Source organism: Neobacillus sp. NRS-1170 (assembly GCF_050468025.1).
On record NZ_JBITPF010000092.1, the window covers coordinates 21,017 to 41,889 of the forward strand.

Below are 20,873 nucleotides of genomic sequence, written 5' to 3' on the forward strand. Positions count from 1 at the left end.
TGACTTTTATGAAAAAACACCCTTATCTTGACTGATGGAACAGAAAGATAAGGGTGTTTTTTTGGATGAAATTATTTCGAAATCCGTTTTAACAATTGCTCTTTTTCTGCTTCATATCCGGGTTTGCCAAGCAGTGCAAACATATTCTTCTTATATGCTTCCACTCCTGGTTGATCAAATGGGTTTACCCCCATTAATAAACCACTAATTCCACATGCTTTTTCGAAGAAGTAAACCATTTCTCCAAAAGTAAATTCGTTTAATTCATCAAGCTCGACTGAAAGGTTTGGCACTCCCCCATCTACATGAGCCAATACGGTTCCTTGGGAAGCATTTTTGTTGACATAGTCCATTGTTTTTCCTGTTAGATAATTCAATCCATCGAGGTTAGATTCCTCTTCTTCAATGGTTATATCGATTTTTGGCTTATGAACCGACAGAACGGTTTCAATTAAATCGCGACGGCCTTCCTGCACATATTGCCCCATAGAATGAAGATCCGTTGTAAAATCGACGGAAGCAGGGTAGAGCCCTTTTTGATCCTTCCCTTCACTTTCTCCGAAGAGCTGCTTCCACCATTCAGACACAAAATGAAGGGATGGTTCAAAGTTTACTAGAAGTTCGATGGATTTTCCCTTCCGGTATAGTGCATTTCTCACAGCCGCGTATTGATAGCTTTGGTTTGTAGCCAAGTCCGGATTATTATACTTGTCTGCAGCAGCTGCCGCCCCTTCCATCATTTTGTCAATATTGAGACCGGACACAGCTATAGGTAGTAGACCCACTGCGGTTAATACTGAGTATCTTCCCCCTACATCATCAGGAATGACAAAAGATTCATATCCCTCTCCATCAGCAAGAGTTTTTAAAGCCCCTTTTGAGCGATCGGTTGTTGCATAAATCCGTTTTCGCGCCTCTTCTTTCCCATACTTTTTCTCCATATAGTCTCGGAAGATGCGAAAAGCAATCGCGGGCTCTGTTGTAGTTCCTGATTTGGAGATCACATTTATAGAAATATCTTTGTCTTTTATTACATCAAGCAAATGGGAAATATACGTAGCACTAATATTTTGACCGGCAAAATAAATTTGTGTCGTGTTGCCCATTTGGTTATGGAAGGTATGGGAAAGGGCTTCAATTGCTGCTCTTGCCCCAAGATAAGAACCACCAATTCCGATAACGATTAATGCATCTGAATTTCTCCGAATTCTCTCAGCTGCTGTTTTAATTCTTGCAAATTCTTCTTTATCATAGTCAGTCGGCAGATTGACCCAGCCTAGGAAATCAGAACCGGGGCCTTTCTTCTCGTGAAGCATATGATGGGCGGTTTTTGCAAATTCGCTAAGGTTGTCGACTTCACTCTGCTGCATAAATGAGAGTGCGTTGGTATAATCAAAAGAAATCGTCATTTTATTTTTCTCCCTTATCTTAAATGTCATTTTAAGAGCGTTAGAAAATTTATCATGTATTAAAATTTCTAACGCTCTCTGGGCTCACTAATTTTTATAGTGAATTTTTCCAGTCAGCTGCAAATTTTTCAATTCCTTGATCTGTTAATGGGTGTTTAGACAATTGCTCAATTACCTTGAATGGTATCGTTGAAATATGTGCTCCAGCCAATGCCACACGGGTTACATGGTCCGGGTGGCGGACAGAAGCGGCGATAATTTGTGAACTTAAATTTTGCACACGGAACAATTCTGCAATCCTTGCTACGAGTTGTACACCATCTTCACTAATATCATCCAACCGGCCCAAGAATGGTGAAACATAGGTTGCTCCTGCGCGTGCCGCCAAAAGTGCCTGGTTTACGGTGAATATAAGGGTAACATTCGTTTTTACACCTTTTTTTGTAAGATATCTGCATGCTTCCAATCCATCCAATGTCATGGGAAGTTTTATTGTAATATTTTTATCCCCGCCATTAATTTTAATGAGTTCATTTGCCTCTGCGATCATTTGTTCAGCTGTTAAAGCGTTGGGGGTCACTTCGGCAGATACGGATTCCACTTCAGGAACGGCATTTAAGATTTCTGCAATACGGTCTTCAAATTTTACGCCTTCTTTTGCCACTAATGATGGGTTAGTCGTAACACCGGAAAGAACTCCGATTTTGTACGCTTTTTTGATTTCGTCTAAATTTGCAGTATCAATAAAAAATTTCATGATGTTTTTCCTCCAATGTAAAAGAATAAAGCTTCCTTATTTATTTTTTTTCAACAGCATGTCCACCAAATTCATTTCTTAATGCAGCTACGACCTTTCCTGTAAAGGTATCATTCTCTTCTGACCGATATCGCATCAATAGAGACATAGCAATGACTGGAATGGCAGCTTGAAGATCCAGGGCAGCTTCGACAGTCCATTTTCCTTCACCGGAAGAATGCATGATTCCTTTAATTTCATCCAATTTTGGATCCTTAGAAAAGGCATTTTCTGTCAATTCCATCAGCCAAGAACGAATGACTGAGCCATTATTCCATACTTTTGCTACCTTTTCGTAATCGTAATCAAATTCACTTTTTTCAAGCACTTCAAATCCTTCACCAATGGCAGCCATCATTCCATATTCAATTCCATTATGAACCATCTTTAAGAAGTGACCGCTTCCTGCTTTGCCTGCATATAGGTTCCCATTTTCAACTGCAGTGTCCCGGAAGATCGGTTCAACGACCTCCCATGCTTCAGGATCGCCGCCAACCATATAACATGCCCCATTACGGGCGCCTTCCATCCCGCCTGAAGTGCCTGCATCCATAAAGCTCACGCCTAGTTCTTTCAATTCGTTGTGACGGCGAATGGATTCTTTATAATGGGAGTTACCGGCTTCAATGACAATATCCCCTTTTTCTAGGAACGGCCTGATTTCACCAATAACAGCATCAACCACGCCATGTGGAACCATTATCCAAAGAATTCTTGGTTTTTCTAATGATTGAATAAGTTCCTCATAACTTGATACACCTGCAGCTCCATCACTTTTTATTTCTTCTACGGCTTTAGAATTTACATCGAATGCAACGACATCGTGATGATGATCCATTAAATTTTTTCCTAAATTTAACCCCATTTTCCCTAACCCTATTAATCCGACCTTCATGTTGTTTTCCTCCAATAATGGTAACAATTTTATTGATTATTTTGCACTTGACATTGCTACTTTCGATTGATTTAGAACACTTTTCGTTATTTGAACCACATTTTCAGTAGTAAATCCAAACTGTTCCATAACTGCATTACCCTCTCCTGATGCACCGAAGGTTTCAATAGATAGGATTTTTCCTTCGAAGCCAACGAAGCGTTCCCATCCTAGGGAAATCCCCATTTCAATGGCGACGCGATTAGTAATAGAAGAAGGCAATACAAATTCTTTATATTCTGAGGATTGTTGGTTGAACAATTCCCAGCTTGGAATTGCAACAATTCGAACAGAAATATTTTCCTTTTCGAGTTCTGTTTTTGCGTTTACAGCCAATGAGACTTCGGAACCTGTAGCCATTAATATTACATTAGGTGTTGAAGTTGATTCAGTCAGTATATAAGCTCCTTTGGAAATATTATCCAGATTCGCTTTTGTTTCGTTATATACCGGCAGGTTTTGGCGGCTTAAGATCAATGCCACTGGGCCTTCTGTTTGCTGAAGTGCAAATGCCCAGGCGCTTGCCGTTTCATTTGCGTCAGACGGTCTTATGACAGTTAATCCAGGTATCGCGCGTAAGGCCGTCAATTGTTCAATTGGCTCATGCGTAGGACCATCTTCCCCTACGGCAATCGAATCATGTGTAAATACATAGATGACTGGAAGCTTTGATAATGCTGCCAAACGGATCGACGGACGAAGATAATCGTTGAATACAAAGAATGTACTTACAAAAGGCTTTAATCCTCCATGATAAGCCATCCCGTTTGCTGCAGCCCCCATCGCATGTTCACGTACACCAAAGTAAACATTGCGAGCACTATAAGACTCAATTGCGTAAATTTGTTCCCCTTTAATTTCGGTCATTGTAGAATGGGATAGGTCAGCACTGCCGCCAAAAATAGCTGGAACTTTATTGACAAAATGGTTGATTGCTTCCCCGCTGGCAACACGGGTTGAGACGGCCTTTCCTGTATCAAAGGTTAAGATATCTTTCGCATCGATCAGCACTTTTCCATCAATGGCATGGGATAATTGCTCTGCTAATTCTGGATATGCTTCCTTATAAGACTGGAATAAGTTATTCCAGCTTTGTTCAGTATCGATTCCCTTACCCTTTAATTGTTCAAAATGTGCTTTGACTTCTTCAGGTACATAGAAATCTTCTTCATACAGCCAGTTATAGGCCTTTTTTGTTACCTTTCCTTCTTCTGCTCCAAGTGGTGCACCGTGTGCTTTATTTGTTCCGGCAACCTTAGGGCTTCCATAACCGATAATCGTTCTTATTTCAATCAGACTAGGTTGACCGGTATTTTGTTTTGCCATTTCGATTGCCTTTGAAATGGCTTCAATGTCATTACCGTCTTCCACTCTTAAATAGTTCCAGTGTGCAGATTCCGCTCTTTTCTTGATATCTTCAGAAAAGGAAACATTCAATTCCCCATCAAGGGAGATATCATTTGAATCGTACAAGACAATCAACTTACTAAGTTTCATATGCCCGGCCATTGACATCGCCTCATAAGAAATACCTTCCATTAGGTCACCGTCGCCGACTAATGCATACGTATAGTGATCAATTACAGGGTGCCCTTCTTTATTAAACTTTGCCGCTAAATGAGCTTCCGCCATTGCCATCCCTACTGCGTTGGCAATACCTTGGCCTAAAGGACCTGTTGTCGCTTCAACACCTGATGTGTGGCCAAATTCAGGATGCCCTGGAGTTCTGCTGTTCAATTTTCTAAAATTCTTTAAATCATCCATTGTGACATTATAACCGGACAAATGAAGCAAGCTGTACAATAAACTAGAACCATGTCCGGCAGATAAAACGAATCGGTCACGGTTAAACCATTTTGGATTTTCAGGATTGTGATTCAAATGGTTCGCCCATAATGCATATGCCATTGGTGCTGCCCCCATTGGGAGACCTGGGTGCCCGGAATTTGCCGCATTGATGGCATCGATTGATAAAGTTCGAATGGCTGTAACTGCTAAGTTCTCAATATTTTGTGACATGGTCTATATCCTCCTGGACATTTGTGATTTCAAATGTGCTGGTTCTCTGTTTTGTTGAATTTTTTCATCCGGCCACCATTTGAAGCCATTTTCTGATAATAGGGTATCAGCGGCATCTGGCCCATATGAACCTGAACGATATTCATGAAGCGGTAACATATTTTCCTCAAAAGCATTCAGAATTGGCTGTACCCACTCCCAAGACAATTCAACTTCTTTCCAATGAGCAAAGAATGTGGAATCTCCGATTAAAGCATCGTAAATCAGCCTTTCATAGGCCTCTGGGACTCCTGAGCTAAAGTTTTCTACATCTTCACAAGAAAAATTAATTCTAACAGGCTCGATTTTCCCGTTATTCAATGGATTTTTGCTATTTAATTGCAGAGACACATTTTCTTGCGGGCTGATTTCAATTATTAATAAATTAGGCTCCACATGTTGCTGATTATGTTTATACAGTAGTTTTAAAGTATTTTTAAATTCGATGACGATCCGAGTCGATTTATCCTTCATTCGTTTTCCTGTCCGGATATAGAAAGGGACCCCGCTCCAAAACGGTGTATCAATCCATATACGAGCTGCCACAAATGTGTCAGTTTGAGAAGAAGGATCTACTCCTGGTTCCTCTTTATAACCTATCACGGGATTACCTTCTATCTCTCCGGAAATGTACTGTCCACGAACAATATGGGCTTGAACATCCTCTTTTCCTATAGGGCGTAGGGCTTCCATTACCTTCCGTTTCTCATTTCGGATTTCAGTCGCGTTTATCTTATAAGGCAAATCCATGGCGGTCATCATGAGCAATTGCAACATATGATTTTGCACCATATCGCGTATCGCACCTGCATGATCGTAATAACCGGCTCTTTTTTCAACGCCAACCGTCTCACTGGCGGTGATTTGGATATTCGCAATATGATCTTTGTTCCAAATGGATTGGAGAATCGGGTTCGCAAATTCCAGAGCCTCAAGGTTCTGAACCATTGGTTTACCCAAGTAATGGTCAATTCGATAAATTTCCTCTTCTTCAAATGCTTGGCTAAGTTTTGAATTAAGCTCGAGAGCGGATTGGAGGTCATGTCCAAATGGTTTTTCGATGATTAAACGTTTCCATCCGCTTGTTGCACCAAGTCCGCTATTTTTTATGTTTAATGCTATGAGGTCGAAAAATTCAGGTGCAACGGAAAGGTAAAACAGACGATTTTCCGCTATTTGCAGTTCCTCTTCTCTTTGCTTTACCAACTGCAGCAATTTTTGATAATCCTCTATTTTGTTTGCATCAAACCTGCTATAGCGAAAAGCCTCAACAAATTCCCCCATTTCCGTCACATCATGCTCGAGGCGGCGCGAAAAGGTTAAAATCGATTCTTTTACTTTTTCTTGAAAATCAACATGTGATTGTTCGCCTCTTCCAAGTCCAATTATCGATATTGGTCGAGGTAATTTATTATCTATATACAAATTGTAAAGGGCAGGGAATATTTTCCTCTTAGCTAAATCCCCAGTTGCTCCAAATAAGACAAAGGTCATTGATTCCATTGTTATATCTCCTTATAATTGTAAAATACTTCCTTAAAACTAAAGACTAATAAAAGAATGCCATAGAGACAACTCAATTTATTTTTCCTCATTCATCCCCAACTATTTTCGTAAATTAATGACAATTTCCTTACTTCTATTCAAGGTAATGACGATATCAGACATTCCAATAAACAGTCCATTTTCAACCACGCCGGGTATCATATTCAGGTCTCTTTCAAGATCTCCAGGATGAGTAATATCTGGGAAGCTGCAGTCAAAAATATAATTACCATTATCAGTTCGAAATGGGATTCCATCTTTTTGCCGTAACTGCGGACTGCATCCAAGCTGTAGGATATATTTCTTTGTCATTTCATGACCAAAAGGAACGACTTCTACTGGCAGTGGGAAACCTCCTAATTTATCCACTATTTTGTGTGGGTCCGCTACTACAATAAATGTATTAGCTGCTTTCGCAATTATTTTCTCTCTTAAAAGGGCGCCCCCGCCTCCTTTAATGAGAGCTAAGTCACGATTTACTTCATCGGCACCATCTATAGCGACATCAATTTGATTAATTTCTTTAAATGAAACAAGTGGGATTCCTACTTCTGTTGCCAATTTTTCCGTTTGTTTGGAAGTAGGGATTCCTTTAATAGAAAGTCCTTGTTGAACTAATTCTCCAAGCTTAGATATGGTAAACAATACAGTGGACCCCGTTCCCAGCCCAACTATCATTCCATCCTTCACATACTCTACAGCTCTTTCTCCAACTTCTTTTTTTTCATTCAAGGACTTTTGCTCCTTTCATTTAAGGACTAGAAGAAATCGAAATTCATTTGTTTTAATTTAACCATTGTTTCTCGATTTGTTCCTGTGCAATACTCAAAATTTGTTCTTCAGGTGTATCTTTTTTAACGATTACATTCGTCAGGTAATTTTTACCTCTCAATTGAAGTTTAACAGTCACTTCCACCATATATTTCAATCCCTTCAAATTTTAATGTGAATTATATAAATTAAAAGTAAATAACTTTTAGTTCTTAAGTTATTTTTGATGCATCAAGTTACTTTACGTAACCATATTACTTCCTGAAATTATTTTCGTCAAGCAAAAATATCTTAGAATCGAGATTTTTTATTTTACGCAATGTTCTTCACAATTCAGCACAAAAAAAGCCAACAGAGAATTACTGTTGACTCAACTTATCTGAATTGTAGATTTATCTATTACCCATTCCGCTTTCACCAAATTTGTCACTGTTACTATTAACTCTATTCGTTCATTTTTTTTGTATTTAATCTTTCTTCTACAAAGTAATGAGTTTTCCAATAATCCGAAATAATTACACGAAATATTCAGCTTTTATTTATTATTGTGAGTGGCTTCCCAAGTAATATTAGGTTCAGATGGATGAGGATCATTATTCATCAAGAAAATCTGCAAGCCAGCTAAATCATCGGTATTGATAAAATCAACACCCGCATTCAAAAGTTCTTTCCATACAGCCTCTCTCGCTGGAGATGAGGTGTCAGGGGTCGCCCAAAAACGGACTTTCTGGCCATTAGCATGTGCGGTTGAAACAATATTGTACAGTTTCTCCCTTTCATTTTTTGGCATCTCACCTACACCCATCCAAGTAAAATGTTTTGTCCAGTTATCACTAATAATTGGTATAAACTCATTGGAAGCACCGGATCCAAGGTCACTCATTCGTCCATCATAGGCTGCATAGCGAACGGGCTGGTTCTCCATTAGTTCTTTTGGACGATTCCCTGAAATATAGACAGTAATTGCCCCCGGTTTTACCCCTGACGGCAAAAATTTCGTTAGCATATTTTGATATTTATTAAGCTGTTCATGGATAACTTGATATGTAGCAACATCCTCAGATTTCACATCAATCCATAGGGTAAAGTCTTTATCATATCCTGGATAAACCGCTCCATTATTGTCTTTAATTCTTTCCTTTAATGGGTCAAGATATAAGGATTTCAATGTTCGATCTGGCCGTACATCCTCTTTATTATGGGCTACAAGAAGTTCTCCGTCTACAAGCCAAACATCAGCTTCAACACTCGTAAATCCATGCTCCAGGGCATCTGTTAATGGATGGGTATGCTCGTAATCATTATGTGCATGAGCTTTTGCAAGAGGGACCACTGTCTCTTGATTAGATAATAATGAATTACCAACACCTGCAGCAAATACTTCTGTAAATGATATCATGAATACAGAAGCTAAAAGGGTTAAAACAGCCAAGCATTTTTTCATGGTTTCTATACCTCCAGTAAAAAATAGATTACCTTACCCATATTAGAGAAAAACCCTTAAAGTTCAATGGAAATTCAGGATTCTTAACAAACCCTTTAATTACTTTACAAGATTTATGTAGTTGGCAAAATATTTTACAAAAACAATAAGAAAAATCAATAATGTAATAAAACAACTGAATATTTCCCTTCTGTTACTAAAATTGGTTTGTTCAGAGCATCATAAAAAGCTATAAGAGCACCCTCGAAACTCCAGGGAATAAGGTACAATTCATTGTTATCTTCTGGATTGTCCCCGGATGAAACAACCTCCAATCAATATTAAGGATATTATCATCAAAATATATCTTTTCAATGAATTAACTCTCATTCTAACAGCCTTTTAACGTTTATATCTTCACTCTATTCTATCGTTCTTCTTAACCTTACCTCGTTAGTGAAACGACGAAAAAAGCTGCTTTAAAGGCAGCCCTTATCAATTGTAAAAGGATTTATTTTATTTTAAGGAAATATCACTTTGTAGTTATGCATTCTCTAGTTAATAAAAGTATGATATAACAAAAATAAATTAAGAGTTATAATAAGTAGAGCAATTATCCACGCACAGATCGACGTTATTGAGTGATTTACAAGTTTTCCCATTAGTTTTTTGTTACTTGTAAACATTATTAAAGGTATTAAAGCAAAAGCAATTCCAAAAGAGAGGACAACTTGACTTATTACAAGAGCTTTAGAAGGATTAATTCCCATTAAAATTATTCCTAACGGCGGTACCATTGTAATAAATCGTCTCAAATAAATAGGTATGCGTCTTTTAATAAAGCCTTGCATAATGATGTCACCTGACATGGTACCAACTGAAGAACTTGATAATCCAGCAGATAACAATCCAATTCCAAAACATATAGCCACAAAGGGTCCAAGTATATTTCCAAATTCATTAAAGGCAACTTCTAAATCACTTACGTTAAGTCCGTTTTTATTAAATAAAGCCGCTGATACGATTAACATACTCGCGTTTATCCCACCTGCAATAATCATCGCAATAATGACATCTACAAACTCATAATTAAAAATCTTTTTCCGTTCTTCTTCGGTTTCTCCGACAATTCTATTTTGTGTTAAGGCAGAATGCAGATAAATGGCATGTGGCATTACTGTTGCTCCCAGCATACCAGCTCCTAATAAAACGCTATCTACATCCTGAAATTTGAGTGTGAAAAGACCAGAGAGAATTGCCGCTGCATCTGGTTCTGCATAGAAAACTTGAACCCCAAAGACAATTACTACAATAAAAATCATTGCTGTAATAACAGCTTCTAATGGACGCACTCCTCGCCTTTGAATCTCCAAAATGACGAATGAACCAATGGCTGCAATAATAGCAGCGACAACAAGTGGGATATTAAAAAGCAAATAGATTCCAAGCGATGCACCAATAAATTCTGCAAGGTCTGTTGCCATAACTACAAGTTCAGCTTGAATCCATAAAAGGATTGAAGTCTTCTTTGAAAATTTCTCTCGGCAAACTTCAGGTAGGTTTTTACCTGTTGCAATCCCTAACTTGGCAGACAACGTCTGAATCAAAACGGCCATTAAATTAGAAACCAAAATGACCCATAATAATGTGTATCCATACTTAGACCCTGCCGAAATGTTTGTTGCATAATTACCTGGGTCGATATATGCCACAGCAGCAATAAAGGCAGGACCTAAAAAAGGCAGCAATCTTTTAATTCCATTAGAATCACTTTTTATAGAAGAATTAGAATATTTATTCAAAGAGTTAGACAATTTTTCGGTCCAACCTCCTTCTTTTATCCGAATTTATAGTTTATTTCAGTAATTTGCAAAATTAAAGGAAAGAAAAGGGAATGAAAAATTTTATGTATATAGTCACCTTTGAGCGTATTTTACCCATAAATCCATATCTTTAGTTTAATAAGAAAAAGACTGTCGAAACAGCCTTACCTGCTTGAACTCAAGCACCCGTTTTAGTTTAGTTAAAGTTATCAGTTAATTATTATTTCTTCTGATCTGACATCTATACTTCTATAAATACTGAAATAACTAACAAAATGAAAGAAGCTATTTAAGCTTCTTTCTCATTTTGTACTTTAAATTAATGTATTAAGATGTTTCTTAGCATCATATTCTTCCAGCGCTTCACCATTTTTTATACGATGAATAAAATCAGGATTAGAAATCAATGGACGTCCGAAAGCAGCGACATCAATTATTCCTTCTTCAATCGCCTGATTCGCCATTTCAGGATTTAATGTTCCTACCCCAATAATGACACCATCCCAATATTTTCGGACTAATTGATGCATCGTTTTTCCATCTGCAAGCACTCGATCAAATTGCATAGTCGATGGGTGAATCATGGTTGCACCCGCTTCCTTAAATGCCTCAACAAATGTACGAATTGCCATTTCTGGATCATCCCACATGTAATTTGGTATATCTCCTTTAAATGCAGAGAATCGGATCATTGTTCTTTCTGTACCGATTGCGTCGATAACTGCTTTAGTAACTTCCTTCATGAACGTTAACCTTTGAGCAAGGTCACCACCATATTCGTCTGTACGATGATTGGATATATCTGAATTAAATTGGTCAATCAGGTATCCGTGGGCACCGTGAATTTCCACACCGTCAAAACCTGCTGCTATTGCATTTCTCGCAGCTTGTGCATATTGATCAATTACTTCATTAATATCTTCAATTGTCATTTCTTCCGGAACATCAAATGGCTTACGGAAACGAGAGACAAGGCCTTCTGCTGGAATCGCTGATGGTGCTTGAGGAGGCAGATTTCCTGCAAGCTCGTGATGAGATAAACGACCAACATGCCAAATTTGAGCAATCATTGTTCCTCCCTCTTTATGCACAGCATCCGTTACCTTTTTCCATCCCATAATTTGTTCGTCTGAATAAAGGCCTGGAACTCCAGGATTGCCTTTTCCACGAGGACTAATGACCGTTCCTTCTGAAATGATTAATCCAACTCCATCGGCAGCACGTTTTCGGTAATATTCAACAATATCCTCTCCTACTACGCCCGTTGGATCATCCGCAAAGGATCTTGTTAACGGTGCCATTGCGATACGAGAGCGTAAATTCCAAGCTCCGATTTTTATCGGTTCAAACAATTTACTTTCTAAACCATTATTTAAATTTCCCCAAGAATTTGTTTCTTTGATAATTTGAGCCATATTTTTTTCCTCCGTTCGTTTATTCGGTATTTCTGTAAATATTGAAATTGATTTTAAAATTTATCCGCTTTAACATTAAAGTAAAGCGGGAGCGTATTGTTCAAGGACTTCTCGCTGTAACCTGTAATATCTGAAGGTTCCCTCTCTGCGAACAGCTAATAATCCGCAATCGAGTAATGGTTTTAAATGATGTGTCAATGTTGAATTGGCAGGGACTTTTAATTGATTTGCCATTTCCAGGCAAGCTAACTCTGATTGCCCCGCAAGTAATTTTACGATTTGTAAACGAGTCGATTCACCTAGTGCCTTATAGACTTTTACTGCAATATCATCATTCACCGATAAAAACCTCCTTTCAGCAATCCTTATTTCAGTATTTCTAGAAAAATTATATTTAATCAAAGATGCCCCGTCAAGTGATTGCTTTTCGATTTTTTAATTCAAAGGCCCCGAATACCTCATTAGACATAAAATCTACTGTGACGGCTAAAATAGATTTATCTGAACTGAATCCGAAAGAGATCGAATATGCAATTCTAAACATCCAAGAAAATGCGTTAAAAGATTTACTACTTTCCAAGCGTGTTTAGAGTAAATCTTTTCTCGTTCTTTGCTGTTTTTCCTCTTTCATGCGTAGTTTCAATTTTAACTGCCCATACTTATATCAAAGGGTATTTCGTCTTACTTGTTCTCAAGAACAAGTGGTCGCACAAACAACATCTTTCTTTACATAAGAAGCAAAATCCTTTCGTTTGTAAGGTTTGATTGAGTTTGCACATCATTTTCGTTTCTTGTACCGAAAAAAGATAATTAGGAGGCGATTTTATGAAAACTGTTTTGATTACCCTGGCCATCCTTGTGATAGGAATTGGCGGATTTTTTATACTCAGCAATGTGCAAGACCAAAGAGAAGTGGCAAAAGAAACACCTGGTCAGAATGAGGCCAAAGAACCACCTGCTCAGAATGAAGGTCAAAAAGAAGGAGGCGCGGTATCCAAAGTGGACGGAGAATCCATTTATAAGACCACCTGTGCAGGCTGTCACGGAGATCAATACCAAGGCGGAGTCGGCCCTTCTTTAAAAGGTGTCGGTTCCCGTTTATCGGAAAAGGAAATTGAGAACATCGTACAACACGGCCGAGGCAATATGCCTTCTGGTTTAGTGTCCAAAGAGGATGCGCCAGGAATGGCTGCATGGCTGAAAACATTAAAATAATTCTCCGCTGAATAAAATAAAAAGTGGGAACTTGATGAAATTAAGTTCCCCCCTCGCCTATTATTAAGAATTAAGAAAGCCACCAATATCGGCTGCCTTGCTTTTAGCAACTCGTCTATTCAATGAATATAGTGAACGGAAGAATCAAAGAACAGCCAACCCTTGTGATCCAAGATAAGGAATATTAGTCCATGCAGCAACCTGCACTCTAACCAGACTACCATCATCTTGTATATTAAATACTGAGATTGAACCCTGATTTCCGTTAAGGGTGTAAAAATGCCGCCCATCTTTACTCACTCTCACATCCATCGGCAGACCAGGTGCTGTACCTGGCGGCGTACTGGTAATATGACTTACTACCGACAGCGCTCCATTAAGCTCGATTCGGTAGGTGGAGATGGTGCCGCTTAAAGTGTTGGTAATGTATGCAAAACGTTCATCCCTTGTTGGGACAACCCAGCATGCAGTCTTATATCCGTTTGGTACAGAGCCGCTGATCACATGAAGAATCCCGTCATCGCTCATTGAATAAGATGACAGTGCATTTGATTCTGCTTCTGTAACTAAGAGGATTCCAGAGGATAAAAAATAAGCACCCAATGGTCCTTGCCCATATGAATCATTAACGAATGGTCCTGTAATCATACCATTTTTATTAACATGGAATATACTGAGATGATTTGAAGTAAGTTCAGTAACAAGAATTTTACCCCCATCAGGAGTAAAGAGAACCTGCGCCGGTTGAGCATTGAATGTGCTGAGGGAGTGGGTGGATCCGGGAAAAGGAGTAAGGCGTCCGTTATCATCGATGCGAAAACCTGTTATATTGGATGTAAAATTGTTTGCGGGATTGCCTACATTGGCAACATAGACAAGATTACCAAACACATCTACACTATTGGGCTGAGCACCTCCCGATGGCTTTACATCCACAAGAACGGGAGCGCCGTTATCGGCAATGATGAAACTGCTGATACTATGGCTCCCTGCGTTCACTGCCAGAAGGAAACGTCCATCTCGGGACAAAGTTAGGGCTCCTTGTGACGTTAGGGGATCGACACCATCGTTTGCCGTTGCCGTGGACACTTCCTTTGTACCAGTACCTCTACCATAAGTTGGATAGAATCCTACAAAAGTGAGCATTCCATTCATATCCCTGTAAAAAGCAATGATTTGATTCATAACTTCATTATTAGTCATCATGTATACCATACTGGCAGTTCTACGAAAATATTTGTTCATAATCTGCATGTTATGACCCTCCTCCTTTCATAATTTTATATGGTACTTACGCCATTTAAATTCTCCAAATGGATTAAAAATTGGTTCAAAGAGAGGTTCAACTTATCCGTTACTTCAAGAAGAAAAAGCGTCTCTACTTAATGTAGAAACGCAACCATTTAACTTTAGTGACTATCTAACTTGTTTATTCGATTTGAAAATTGTTTTCTTCATAATGAATCGTCTATCAATACAGTAAGCTACCAACAAAGCTAGTAAACTAGTTAGAAGTATATTGCCGAGAGTTTCAAGAGGAAGTGGTTTGCCCTCAAGATGGATAGCATTCGCACGATATTCGAGTCGTTTCACATCATGCTTGGCAGTCATAAGATCTTCTTGTTTTGCGAAGTCTTCTAATGGTGCTTCAAAAACAAATCTGTTTGGTGAATCACTATGAATCAAAAGTGTTTCTTTGGCATTACCCTTTTCACTCCAACGTTTTACATCGGTTGCAGCAAGGGATTTTGCGTTGCCACCTGGTATGATCATTTTATCTAATTTTGGAGCATTCGATATTTGATGCCTAGCCACTATATTAAGGTGATGTTTTGTAACAATGGGTGCATCCAAACTCGAAACGGTCAAGACTTGAGTCGTTCCTGTGGCTGCATAAGTATCAAATATAGAAGATAATGCGATTTCATCCATGTCGTTATAAAGTAGTACTCCTGCCTTTGTCTTATTCCACTGGAAGGCAAGATTCAATAAAAAGGTTGCAAAATAGATGTCCTTATGAATAGGTTCTACTTTTGGGTTTTGAACGAAGTGGTAAGAAGGATAACTGATTTCTTTCGAAACTTTTGCAGCCATTGGTTCGCCCAGTTTTTGAGCTATCAAATATAACACAGCATCGATACCTGCGGTTTGACCCGCTGAAGTTAAGGTGTTCCCATCTTGGACATACCGCACATCCTCTTTCCAATGAGTGTCAGGATATTTCTTGCTTAGTAAAGATATCCCTTGCCAGTGTGTAGTGGCTGATTTTCCTTTTAATAAGCCTGCATCGGCAAGATTCTCTGATCCACTGCAAATGCTTAAGATAGTTGTTTTACTGCTGGAATGTTGTTTAATCCATTCCCGTGTTGGTTGATATTTCTTTTCATCATACATCGGCATGTAAGGAACCACGATAATGTCGGGACTTTTGCCTATTAATTTATCTAATTCTTTATAAGTGTAATGCGGGACTACATCCAGCCCGCCCGATAACGTCTTTACGTTTTTGTCTGGAGCAACAGCAAATACATTAAAAGCGTTAGTTCTCGAAAACAAATCATAGGGAATCATAAAATCAAATACCTCAGTGTCTACATTCGCTAATAGAACGGCTACGGTAGGTTTATTAGGATCATACTTTGGTGGTTTAACACCATGTAGAGAAGGAACTGGTTCATGGCGGACATTCTTGAAAAAATCATTCTCTGAACGAACAAATCCAAAGAAGCCCACCCCTCCCACAAACACGGCGAAAATCAATACATAAATAACTGATCGTATAACTAACCTTTTCATTTTATATTTCTCCTCCGGATATGAATGTTGTTATTCTTTAACGCGACAAAATCTCCTTCCACCTCCAAAATGTGGTTATTTGTTATTGAATACCCTTGTGTTACATCTTACTTAATTTGACCATGATAAAAACCGCACTCTTTTTGGGTATTACCGTAAAATTATGTGGTACCCACGCAAGGGATTTGTGTGTTATCTTGATTTCATATTACCCTTTTTCAAAGGCCTTCGTATTTGAGCTAGAGCTTGATTTTTATATCAGACTTCAGATTTAGATTGTTTCAGACCACAAAAAAGACAGAGACTGAATTAGTCTCTGCCAAAGATATTGCCTAGTACGGCTCTACTAAAAAAGCAGGAATATTCATGATTAGAAAAGAATAGGTATAGTTGGACAATGAACAGGGGTGAATGAAATGCTGACGAAAGAACAAATTTTAGAAATCAAAGCTCTTCAGGAGATTTGTGAGAAAGACGGAGGATTTCAGCTAAAGCTGAATTTTGATATGCTGGAGAACCGCACCGAAAACCGAAAGGAAGACTTCTTCCATTATGAAAACGGAAGGCTTGTCGGTTTCCTTGGAAGCTATGGATTTGGAAATAAAGTAGAGCTTTGCGGAATGGTCCATCCGGATTACCGCAGAAAAGGGATTTTTTCAAGGTTACTGGAAATGGGACTTGAAGAGGCTAAAAATCATAATGCCACTACTATTTTGCTAAATGCTCCATCAGGATCAGAATCTGGAAAAGAGTTTTTAAATACCATTCCTTGTACTTATTCTGTTTCAGAATATCAAATGAAATGGCAGAAAACCGAAATATCTGTAGATCCAAATGTTACATTAAGGCCCTCGGTATCAGAAAAGGATTGGGAAGCGGAAATACAACTGGAGGTCTCCTGCTTTGGATTTAGTGAAAAGGAAGCGCGGGAGTTTAATCAAATACTCCGCTCAAACAGCGGAGAAGAAAATCTAATTATTGAAGCGGATGGAAAAACGGCTGGGAAAATGCGAGTTTCCGAATCGGATGGCGAAGCGTGGATTTATGGATTTGCGGTATTTCCAGAACTTCAGGGTAAAGGGATTGGCAGAAAAGCCTTATCAAAAGTAGTATTACAGGAAACGGAGAAAGGGTCCTCTATTTTCCTAGAGGTGGAAGCCAGAAATGCCAATGCCCTTAGGCTTTATGAATCATGCGGATTTAGAAGCTACCATTCACAGGATTACTACAAATATTTAAGTTAGATACTATAAATGTAAAATGCTGCAAGCTATTTTTAGCTGCAGTATTTTTTTATGGTAGGATATTCCTCTATTTCGTACGATTTCCTAGATTATGACAGGAATATAGGCTTAATGTCATATTCCTATCTTTCCTGTAATGTTGTACATCAAACTATAAAGATTTGTAACCGTACCGTTCTGTAATACAGGTATATTTTCATGTTAGTGTTATATCAGACAAAAATTTGCGGGAGGTAGCACACATGAATAAAACTTATATAAAGACGATCATTGTAGCTTGTGTAGCTACATTTACCTTTTTAATACAGCAGAGTAGTACGGTTGAGGCGATCACCGAAAATCGAGTAATAAATGAAGAGAATCTTTATAAGCCTGGTCAACAGGCCGATTCAACCACTGTTGATCCCCAAGAAAATAATAAACCTAAAATAGAGATTATTAAGAAAGAATCAAACGCACAAATGGCTGAAAAGAAAGCTGAAACGGTTAAACAAGAACCTGAAAAGCCGGCTGTTTCCATTTCTAATGCAGAGAAAGATTTATTTGCACGATTAGTCGAAGCGGAAGCAAAAGGCGAATCCTATGAAGGAAAACTAGCCGTTGCAACAGTCGTCTTAAACCGCGTTGATTCTCCTCAATTTCCAAACACCGTAACGGGTGTCATTAAACAAGTAGTAGGCGATGTCTATGCCTTCTCACCAGTACAAAATGGTGCAATTAATAAGCCGGCATCAGATGAGTCGAAGCGGGCGGTTGAAGAAGCACTAACTAGAAAAGATCGTTTAAGTGATTCCCTATATTTTTATAATCCCAAAATTACATCTGATAAGTGGATTCGAACACGCACTGTTGTGAAAACCATTGGGCATCATGTATTTGCAAAATAATGAATGGTATTCAGCTTGTAAACTACTGTTTACAAGCTTTTTTATTTTTACACAAAGGTTATTTGATCCTTATTGCATAGATTACTACTAAGACTTTTTAATGTGTGTATTCGGGCTGTAAGGAGGAATAAATCATTGTTATTATTATGAACGAATTCATCAATAATATTTATTCCCTTTTGAAATTGATCGACTAAATAATGGGTGTACTTTTCATTCCAATCGAACTGATTGATTCGATGAAGTTCATCCGCGATGATTTGGAATTTAAAGTCCTCTATAATCAATTTAACCTGATACAATTTATCGGTATTAAATCGAAAGCTGTTTTTATTTTGATAACTATTATCTACAAATTTGATAAAGTCCTTAATATTTTCTGCCAGCATATTTGCTTTTTGCATCTCGAAGTTCATTTCTCCATCTCCTCAATAACAAAAATCTAAACCATTACATGAAGAGTGTATGCGAATGAATGGGCATTGTTCCCAATAAAAAAAGCATGTTTCAAGAGCTTAGATTGAAACATGCCTTTTAGTCGGTTGTTATTTTTTTGAAATGGAATATCTTCCTTCAATTGATAGTTTTTCGCTGGAAATCATGTTATTAATGGTACTAAACAAAGCTTTTACCGAGGAGGTCATAATATCAGCGTCAATTCCGCAGCCCCAATAAACGGTACCATTCTCGGCAGTAACACCAACATAAGATACAGCATTTGATTGTGAGCCAATTTCTAGTGCATGTTCCTTATAGACTAAATCCTTATAATCGATGCCCAGTTTGGTTTGAAGCACGTTGCTGATGGCATCCAGTTTTCCATTCCCCGTACCGATAAATTCATGAACTTCGTTGTCGATCCGGACGGAAACAATTGTTTCGTATTGTTCATTTTGTGTAGATCTGTATTTGATAAATTCAACTGGTGTTTGGATATTTACATACTGTTCCTTGAATATTTCAAGGATTTCATTAGGCATAAGCTCTTTGTGAAGGCGGTCCGATACATTTTTCACGCTATATCCAAAGCTTTCACGCATTTTAGCAGGAAGATCAAACCCATAATGCTGCTCCAGGATATACCCAATGCCGCCTTTACCGGATTGGCTGTTTATACGGATGATATCCCCTTCATACTCTCTGCCAATATCCATTGGATCAATCAATAGATATGGAACGGTCCAATACTGCCGCTCTTCATCTTCACGCCATTTCATTCCTTTGGCAATGGCATCCTGATGGGATCCTGAGAAGGCGGTAAAGACCAGTTCACCAGCATATGGGTGTCTTTCATGCACCCTCATTCTCGTCAGTTTCTCATATTTTGCCATGATTTCACGGATATTTTCAAAATGAAGCTTCGGGTCCACCCCGTGCGAAAACATGTTGATTGCAAGTGTGACGATGTCGACGTTGCCCGTTCTTTCCCCATTTCCAAACAGTGTCCCTTCGACTCTTTGTGCCCCTGCCAGCATTCCCAACTCTGCATCTGCCACTCCTGTTCCTCTGTCATTGTGTGGATGAAGCGACAGGATTACATTTTCCCGGTAGTGTAAATGATCGCTCATAAATTCAATTTGACTTGCGTACACGTGCGGCATGGACATGGAAACCGTTGCTGGAAGGTTGATAATCACCTTGTTGTCAGCTGAAGGCTGCCAAATATCTAGGACTCGGTTGCATATTTCAAGGGCGAACTCCATCTCAGTTCCTGTGAAGCTTTCCGGCGAATATTGGAATTGGAAGTTCCCTTCCGTTTCCGCCGCATATTTTTGCAGCAATTTCGCACCGGTTACTGCAATTTCGATGATTTCTTCTTGTGGTTTTTTAAATACCTGCTCACGCTGTGCTACAGATGTCGAATTGTAAAGGTGGACTACTGCCTTGTTTACTCCGCGAAGCGCTTCGAAGGTTTTTTCAATAATATGGTCTCTTGATTGGGTTAGCACTTGAACTGTTACATCCTCCGGAATCAAATCCTGTTCAATCAAAGTTCGTAAAAATGCATATTCTGTTTCGGATGCAGCAGGAAACCCAACTTCAATTTCCTTAAAGCCCACTTTAACAAGTAATTGAAAATATTCCAGCTTCTCCTCAAGGCTCATTGGAACGACTAGCGCCTGATTTCCATCTCTAAGATCCACACTGCACCAGGTTGGAGCTTCTGTTATGTATTCCTTTTGTGTCCATTTCATGCTTTTCACCGGGGGCATAAAATATCCTCTTGCATATTTTTCAACATTTTTCATCGTCACGGCCACCTTTTCATTTTTTTTAAAAATAAAAAAGCCCATCATCTCATAAGAGACGACAGGCTTTGCCTTCGTGGTACCACTCTTTTTGATTCGAATAAGAACTAAACGAATCCACTTTACGACTTGATGACGGCGGTCAACCGTTAAGACCTACATATCAGCCTTACCACTCCTGGGCGAGTTGGGGATTTTATTGACTGTCTTTCACCAGCCGACAGCTCTCTTAGCAATAAATATTCCTTAATATTCCCAATCATTGCGTTTAATTTTGAATTTTTTGATTTTTCTTATTCTATAATGGT

19 protein-coding genes and 1 other annotated feature are annotated in these 20,873 nt (G+C 38.7%); of the genes, 3 read left to right on the plus strand and 16 right to left on the minus strand.

What is annotated here, in order from left to right:
• Positions 1-71 precede the first annotated feature (71 nt).
• The 12 genes from ACIFOT_RS30210 to ACIFOT_RS30265 form a co-directional block, all read right to left on the minus strand.
• Positions 72-1,409: a glucose-6-phosphate isomerase gene (locus ACIFOT_RS30210; RefSeq protein ID WP_430072059.1), complete on the minus strand. Its 1,338-nt coding sequence runs from the start codon at positions 1,407-1,409 to the stop codon at positions 72-74.
• A 94-nt stretch (positions 1,410-1,503) separates the two neighbouring features.
• Positions 1,504-2,166 carry a fructose-6-phosphate aldolase gene (gene fsa, locus ACIFOT_RS30215; RefSeq protein ID WP_430072061.1) on the minus strand — a complete coding sequence of 221 codons (663 nt, stop codon included), beginning with the start codon at positions 2,164-2,166 and terminating at the stop codon, positions 1,504-1,506.
• Between the two features lie 40 nt (positions 2,167-2,206).
• Complete coding sequence (gene gnd / locus ACIFOT_RS30220; RefSeq protein WP_430072064.1) at positions 2,207-3,100, minus strand: phosphogluconate dehydrogenase (NAD(+)-dependent, decarboxylating); 894 nt, start codon at positions 3,098-3,100, stop codon at positions 2,207-2,209.
• 36 nt (positions 3,101-3,136) lie between these two features.
• The gene (tkt, locus tag ACIFOT_RS30225; protein WP_430072067.1) at positions 3,137-5,158 is read right to left on the minus strand and encodes a transketolase; all 2,022 of its coding nucleotides are present in this window, start codon (positions 5,156-5,158) and stop codon (positions 3,137-3,139) included.
• A gap of 3 nt (positions 5,159-5,161) precedes the next feature.
• Positions 5,162-6,700, minus strand: a complete 1,539-nt coding sequence (gene zwf, locus ACIFOT_RS30230) for a glucose-6-phosphate dehydrogenase (RefSeq protein ID WP_430072069.1) — start codon at positions 6,698-6,700, stop codon at positions 5,162-5,164.
• A 102-nt stretch (positions 6,701-6,802) separates the two neighbouring features.
• Positions 6,803-7,474, minus strand: coding sequence for a ribose-5-phosphate isomerase RpiA (rpiA, locus tag ACIFOT_RS30235; protein ID WP_430072072.1), 672 nt, complete (start codon positions 7,472-7,474; stop codon positions 6,803-6,805).
• A 52-nt stretch (positions 7,475-7,526) separates the two neighbouring features.
• Complete coding sequence (locus ACIFOT_RS30240) at positions 7,527-7,661, minus strand: BA3454 family stress response protein (protein WP_430072075.1); 135 nt, start codon at positions 7,659-7,661, stop codon at positions 7,527-7,529.
• Positions 7,662-8,048: 387 nt separating this feature from the next.
• Positions 8,049-8,957, minus strand: a complete 909-nt coding sequence (locus ACIFOT_RS30245; RefSeq protein ID WP_430072078.1) for a phosphatidylinositol-specific phospholipase C/glycerophosphodiester phosphodiesterase family protein — start codon at positions 8,955-8,957, stop codon at positions 8,049-8,051.
• 155 nt (positions 8,958-9,112) lie between these two features.
• Entirely contained in the window at positions 9,113-9,271 is a 159-nt protein-coding gene (locus ACIFOT_RS30250) for a DUF6843 domain-containing protein (RefSeq protein WP_430072081.1), read from the minus strand.
• Between the two features lie 219 nt (positions 9,272-9,490).
• Entirely contained in the window at positions 9,491-10,750 is a 1,260-nt protein-coding gene (locus ACIFOT_RS30255) for an Nramp family divalent metal transporter (protein ID WP_430072084.1), read from the minus strand.
• A 323-nt stretch (positions 10,751-11,073) separates the two neighbouring features.
• On the minus strand, positions 11,074-12,174 hold the full coding sequence (locus ACIFOT_RS30260) for an alkene reductase (RefSeq protein ID WP_430072087.1): 1,101 nt from the start codon (positions 12,172-12,174) through the stop codon (positions 11,074-11,076).
• A 75-nt stretch (positions 12,175-12,249) separates the two neighbouring features.
• On the minus strand, positions 12,250-12,513 hold the full coding sequence (locus tag ACIFOT_RS30265; RefSeq protein WP_430072090.1) for an ArsR/SmtB family transcription factor: 264 nt from the start codon (positions 12,511-12,513) through the stop codon (positions 12,250-12,252).
• Between the two features lie 486 nt (positions 12,514-12,999).
• On the opposite strand from ACIFOT_RS30265, the gene ACIFOT_RS30270 reads away from it, so the two are divergent.
• Complete coding sequence (locus ACIFOT_RS30270) at positions 13,000-13,389, plus strand: c-type cytochrome (protein ID WP_430072093.1); 390 nt, start codon at positions 13,000-13,002, stop codon at positions 13,387-13,389.
• Positions 13,390-13,533: 144 nt separating this feature from the next.
• Here the strand turns inward: ACIFOT_RS30270 and ACIFOT_RS30275 are convergent, their stop codons facing one another.
• Together ACIFOT_RS30275 and ACIFOT_RS30280 are read right to left on the minus strand one after the other, a co-directional pair.
• Entirely contained in the window at positions 13,534-14,643 is a 1,110-nt protein-coding gene (locus ACIFOT_RS30275) for a lactonase family protein (RefSeq protein WP_430072096.1), read from the minus strand.
• Positions 14,644-14,805: 162 nt separating this feature from the next.
• Positions 14,806-16,185, minus strand: a complete 1,380-nt coding sequence (locus ACIFOT_RS30280) for a DJ-1/PfpI family protein (RefSeq protein WP_430072099.1) — start codon at positions 16,183-16,185, stop codon at positions 14,806-14,808.
• A gap of 416 nt (positions 16,186-16,601) precedes the next feature.
• Between ACIFOT_RS30280 and ACIFOT_RS30285 the strand changes: the two genes are divergently transcribed.
• Positions 16,602-17,429, plus strand: a complete 828-nt coding sequence (locus tag ACIFOT_RS30285; RefSeq protein WP_430072102.1) for a GNAT family N-acetyltransferase — start codon at positions 16,602-16,604, stop codon at positions 17,427-17,429.
• Between the two features lie 242 nt (positions 17,430-17,671).
• Positions 17,672-18,316 carry a cell wall hydrolase gene (locus tag ACIFOT_RS30290; RefSeq protein WP_430072105.1) on the plus strand — a complete coding sequence of 215 codons (645 nt, stop codon included), beginning with the start codon at positions 17,672-17,674 and terminating at the stop codon, positions 18,314-18,316.
• A gap of 47 nt (positions 18,317-18,363) precedes the next feature.
• Here the strand turns inward: ACIFOT_RS30290 and ACIFOT_RS30295 are convergent, their stop codons facing one another.
• Positions 18,364-18,732, minus strand: coding sequence for a hypothetical protein (locus tag ACIFOT_RS30295; protein ID WP_430072108.1), 369 nt, complete (start codon positions 18,730-18,732; stop codon positions 18,364-18,366).
• A gap of 129 nt (positions 18,733-18,861) precedes the next feature.
• A complete protein-coding gene (locus ACIFOT_RS30300; protein ID WP_430072111.1) occupies positions 18,862-20,565 on the minus strand; it encodes a 2-isopropylmalate synthase in 1,704 nt (567 codons plus the stop codon).
• 51 nt (positions 20,566-20,616) lie between these two features.
• Positions 20,617-20,837 (minus strand) — a binding site (T-box leader).
• Between the last annotated feature and the right edge of the window lie 36 nt (positions 20,838-20,873).

Coding starts and splice junctions, on each gene's coding strand:
- ACIFOT_RS30285 (WP_430072102.1), top strand. CDS start 16,602: ATGCTGACGAAAGAACAAATTTTAGAAATCAAAGCTCTTCAGGAGATT.
- ACIFOT_RS30295 (WP_430072108.1), bottom strand. CDS start 18,732: ATGAACTTCGAGATGCAAAAAGCAAATATGCTGGCAGAAAATATTAAG.
- gnd (WP_430072064.1), bottom strand. CDS start 3,100: ATGAAGGTCGGATTAATAGGGTTAGGGAAAATGGGGTTAAATTTAGGA.
- ACIFOT_RS30290 (WP_430072105.1), top strand. CDS start 17,672: ATGAATAAAACTTATATAAAGACGATCATTGTAGCTTGTGTAGCTACA.
- ACIFOT_RS30300 (WP_430072111.1), bottom strand. CDS start 20,565: ATGAAAAATGTTGAAAAATATGCAAGAGGATATTTTATGCCCCCGGTG.
- ACIFOT_RS30210 (WP_430072059.1), bottom strand. CDS start 1,409: ATGACGATTTCTTTTGATTATACCAACGCACTCTCATTTATGCAGCAG.
- zwf (WP_430072069.1), bottom strand. CDS start 6,700: ATGGAATCAATGACCTTTGTCTTATTTGGAGCAACTGGGGATTTAGCT.
- ACIFOT_RS30270 (WP_430072093.1), top strand. CDS start 13,000: ATGAAAACTGTTTTGATTACCCTGGCCATCCTTGTGATAGGAATTGGC.
- tkt (WP_430072067.1), bottom strand. CDS start 5,158: ATGTCACAAAATATTGAGAACTTAGCAGTTACAGCCATTCGAACTTTA.
- fsa (WP_430072061.1), bottom strand. CDS start 2,166: ATGAAATTTTTTATTGATACTGCAAATTTAGACGAAATCAAAAAAGCG.
- ACIFOT_RS30275 (WP_430072096.1), bottom strand. CDS start 14,643: ATGCAGATTATGAACAAATATTTTCGTAGAACTGCCAGTATGGTATAC.
- ACIFOT_RS30260 (WP_430072087.1), bottom strand. CDS start 12,174: ATGGCTCAAATTATCAAAGAAACAAATTCTTGGGGAAATTTAAATAAT.
- ACIFOT_RS30280 (WP_430072099.1), bottom strand. CDS start 16,185: ATGAAAAGGTTAGTTATACGATCAGTTATTTATGTATTGATTTTCGCC.
- ACIFOT_RS30240 (WP_430072075.1), bottom strand. CDS start 7,661: ATGGTGGAAGTGACTGTTAAACTTCAATTGAGAGGTAAAAATTACCTG.
- ACIFOT_RS30245 (WP_430072078.1), bottom strand. CDS start 8,957: ATGAAAAAATGCTTGGCTGTTTTAACCCTTTTAGCTTCTGTATTCATG.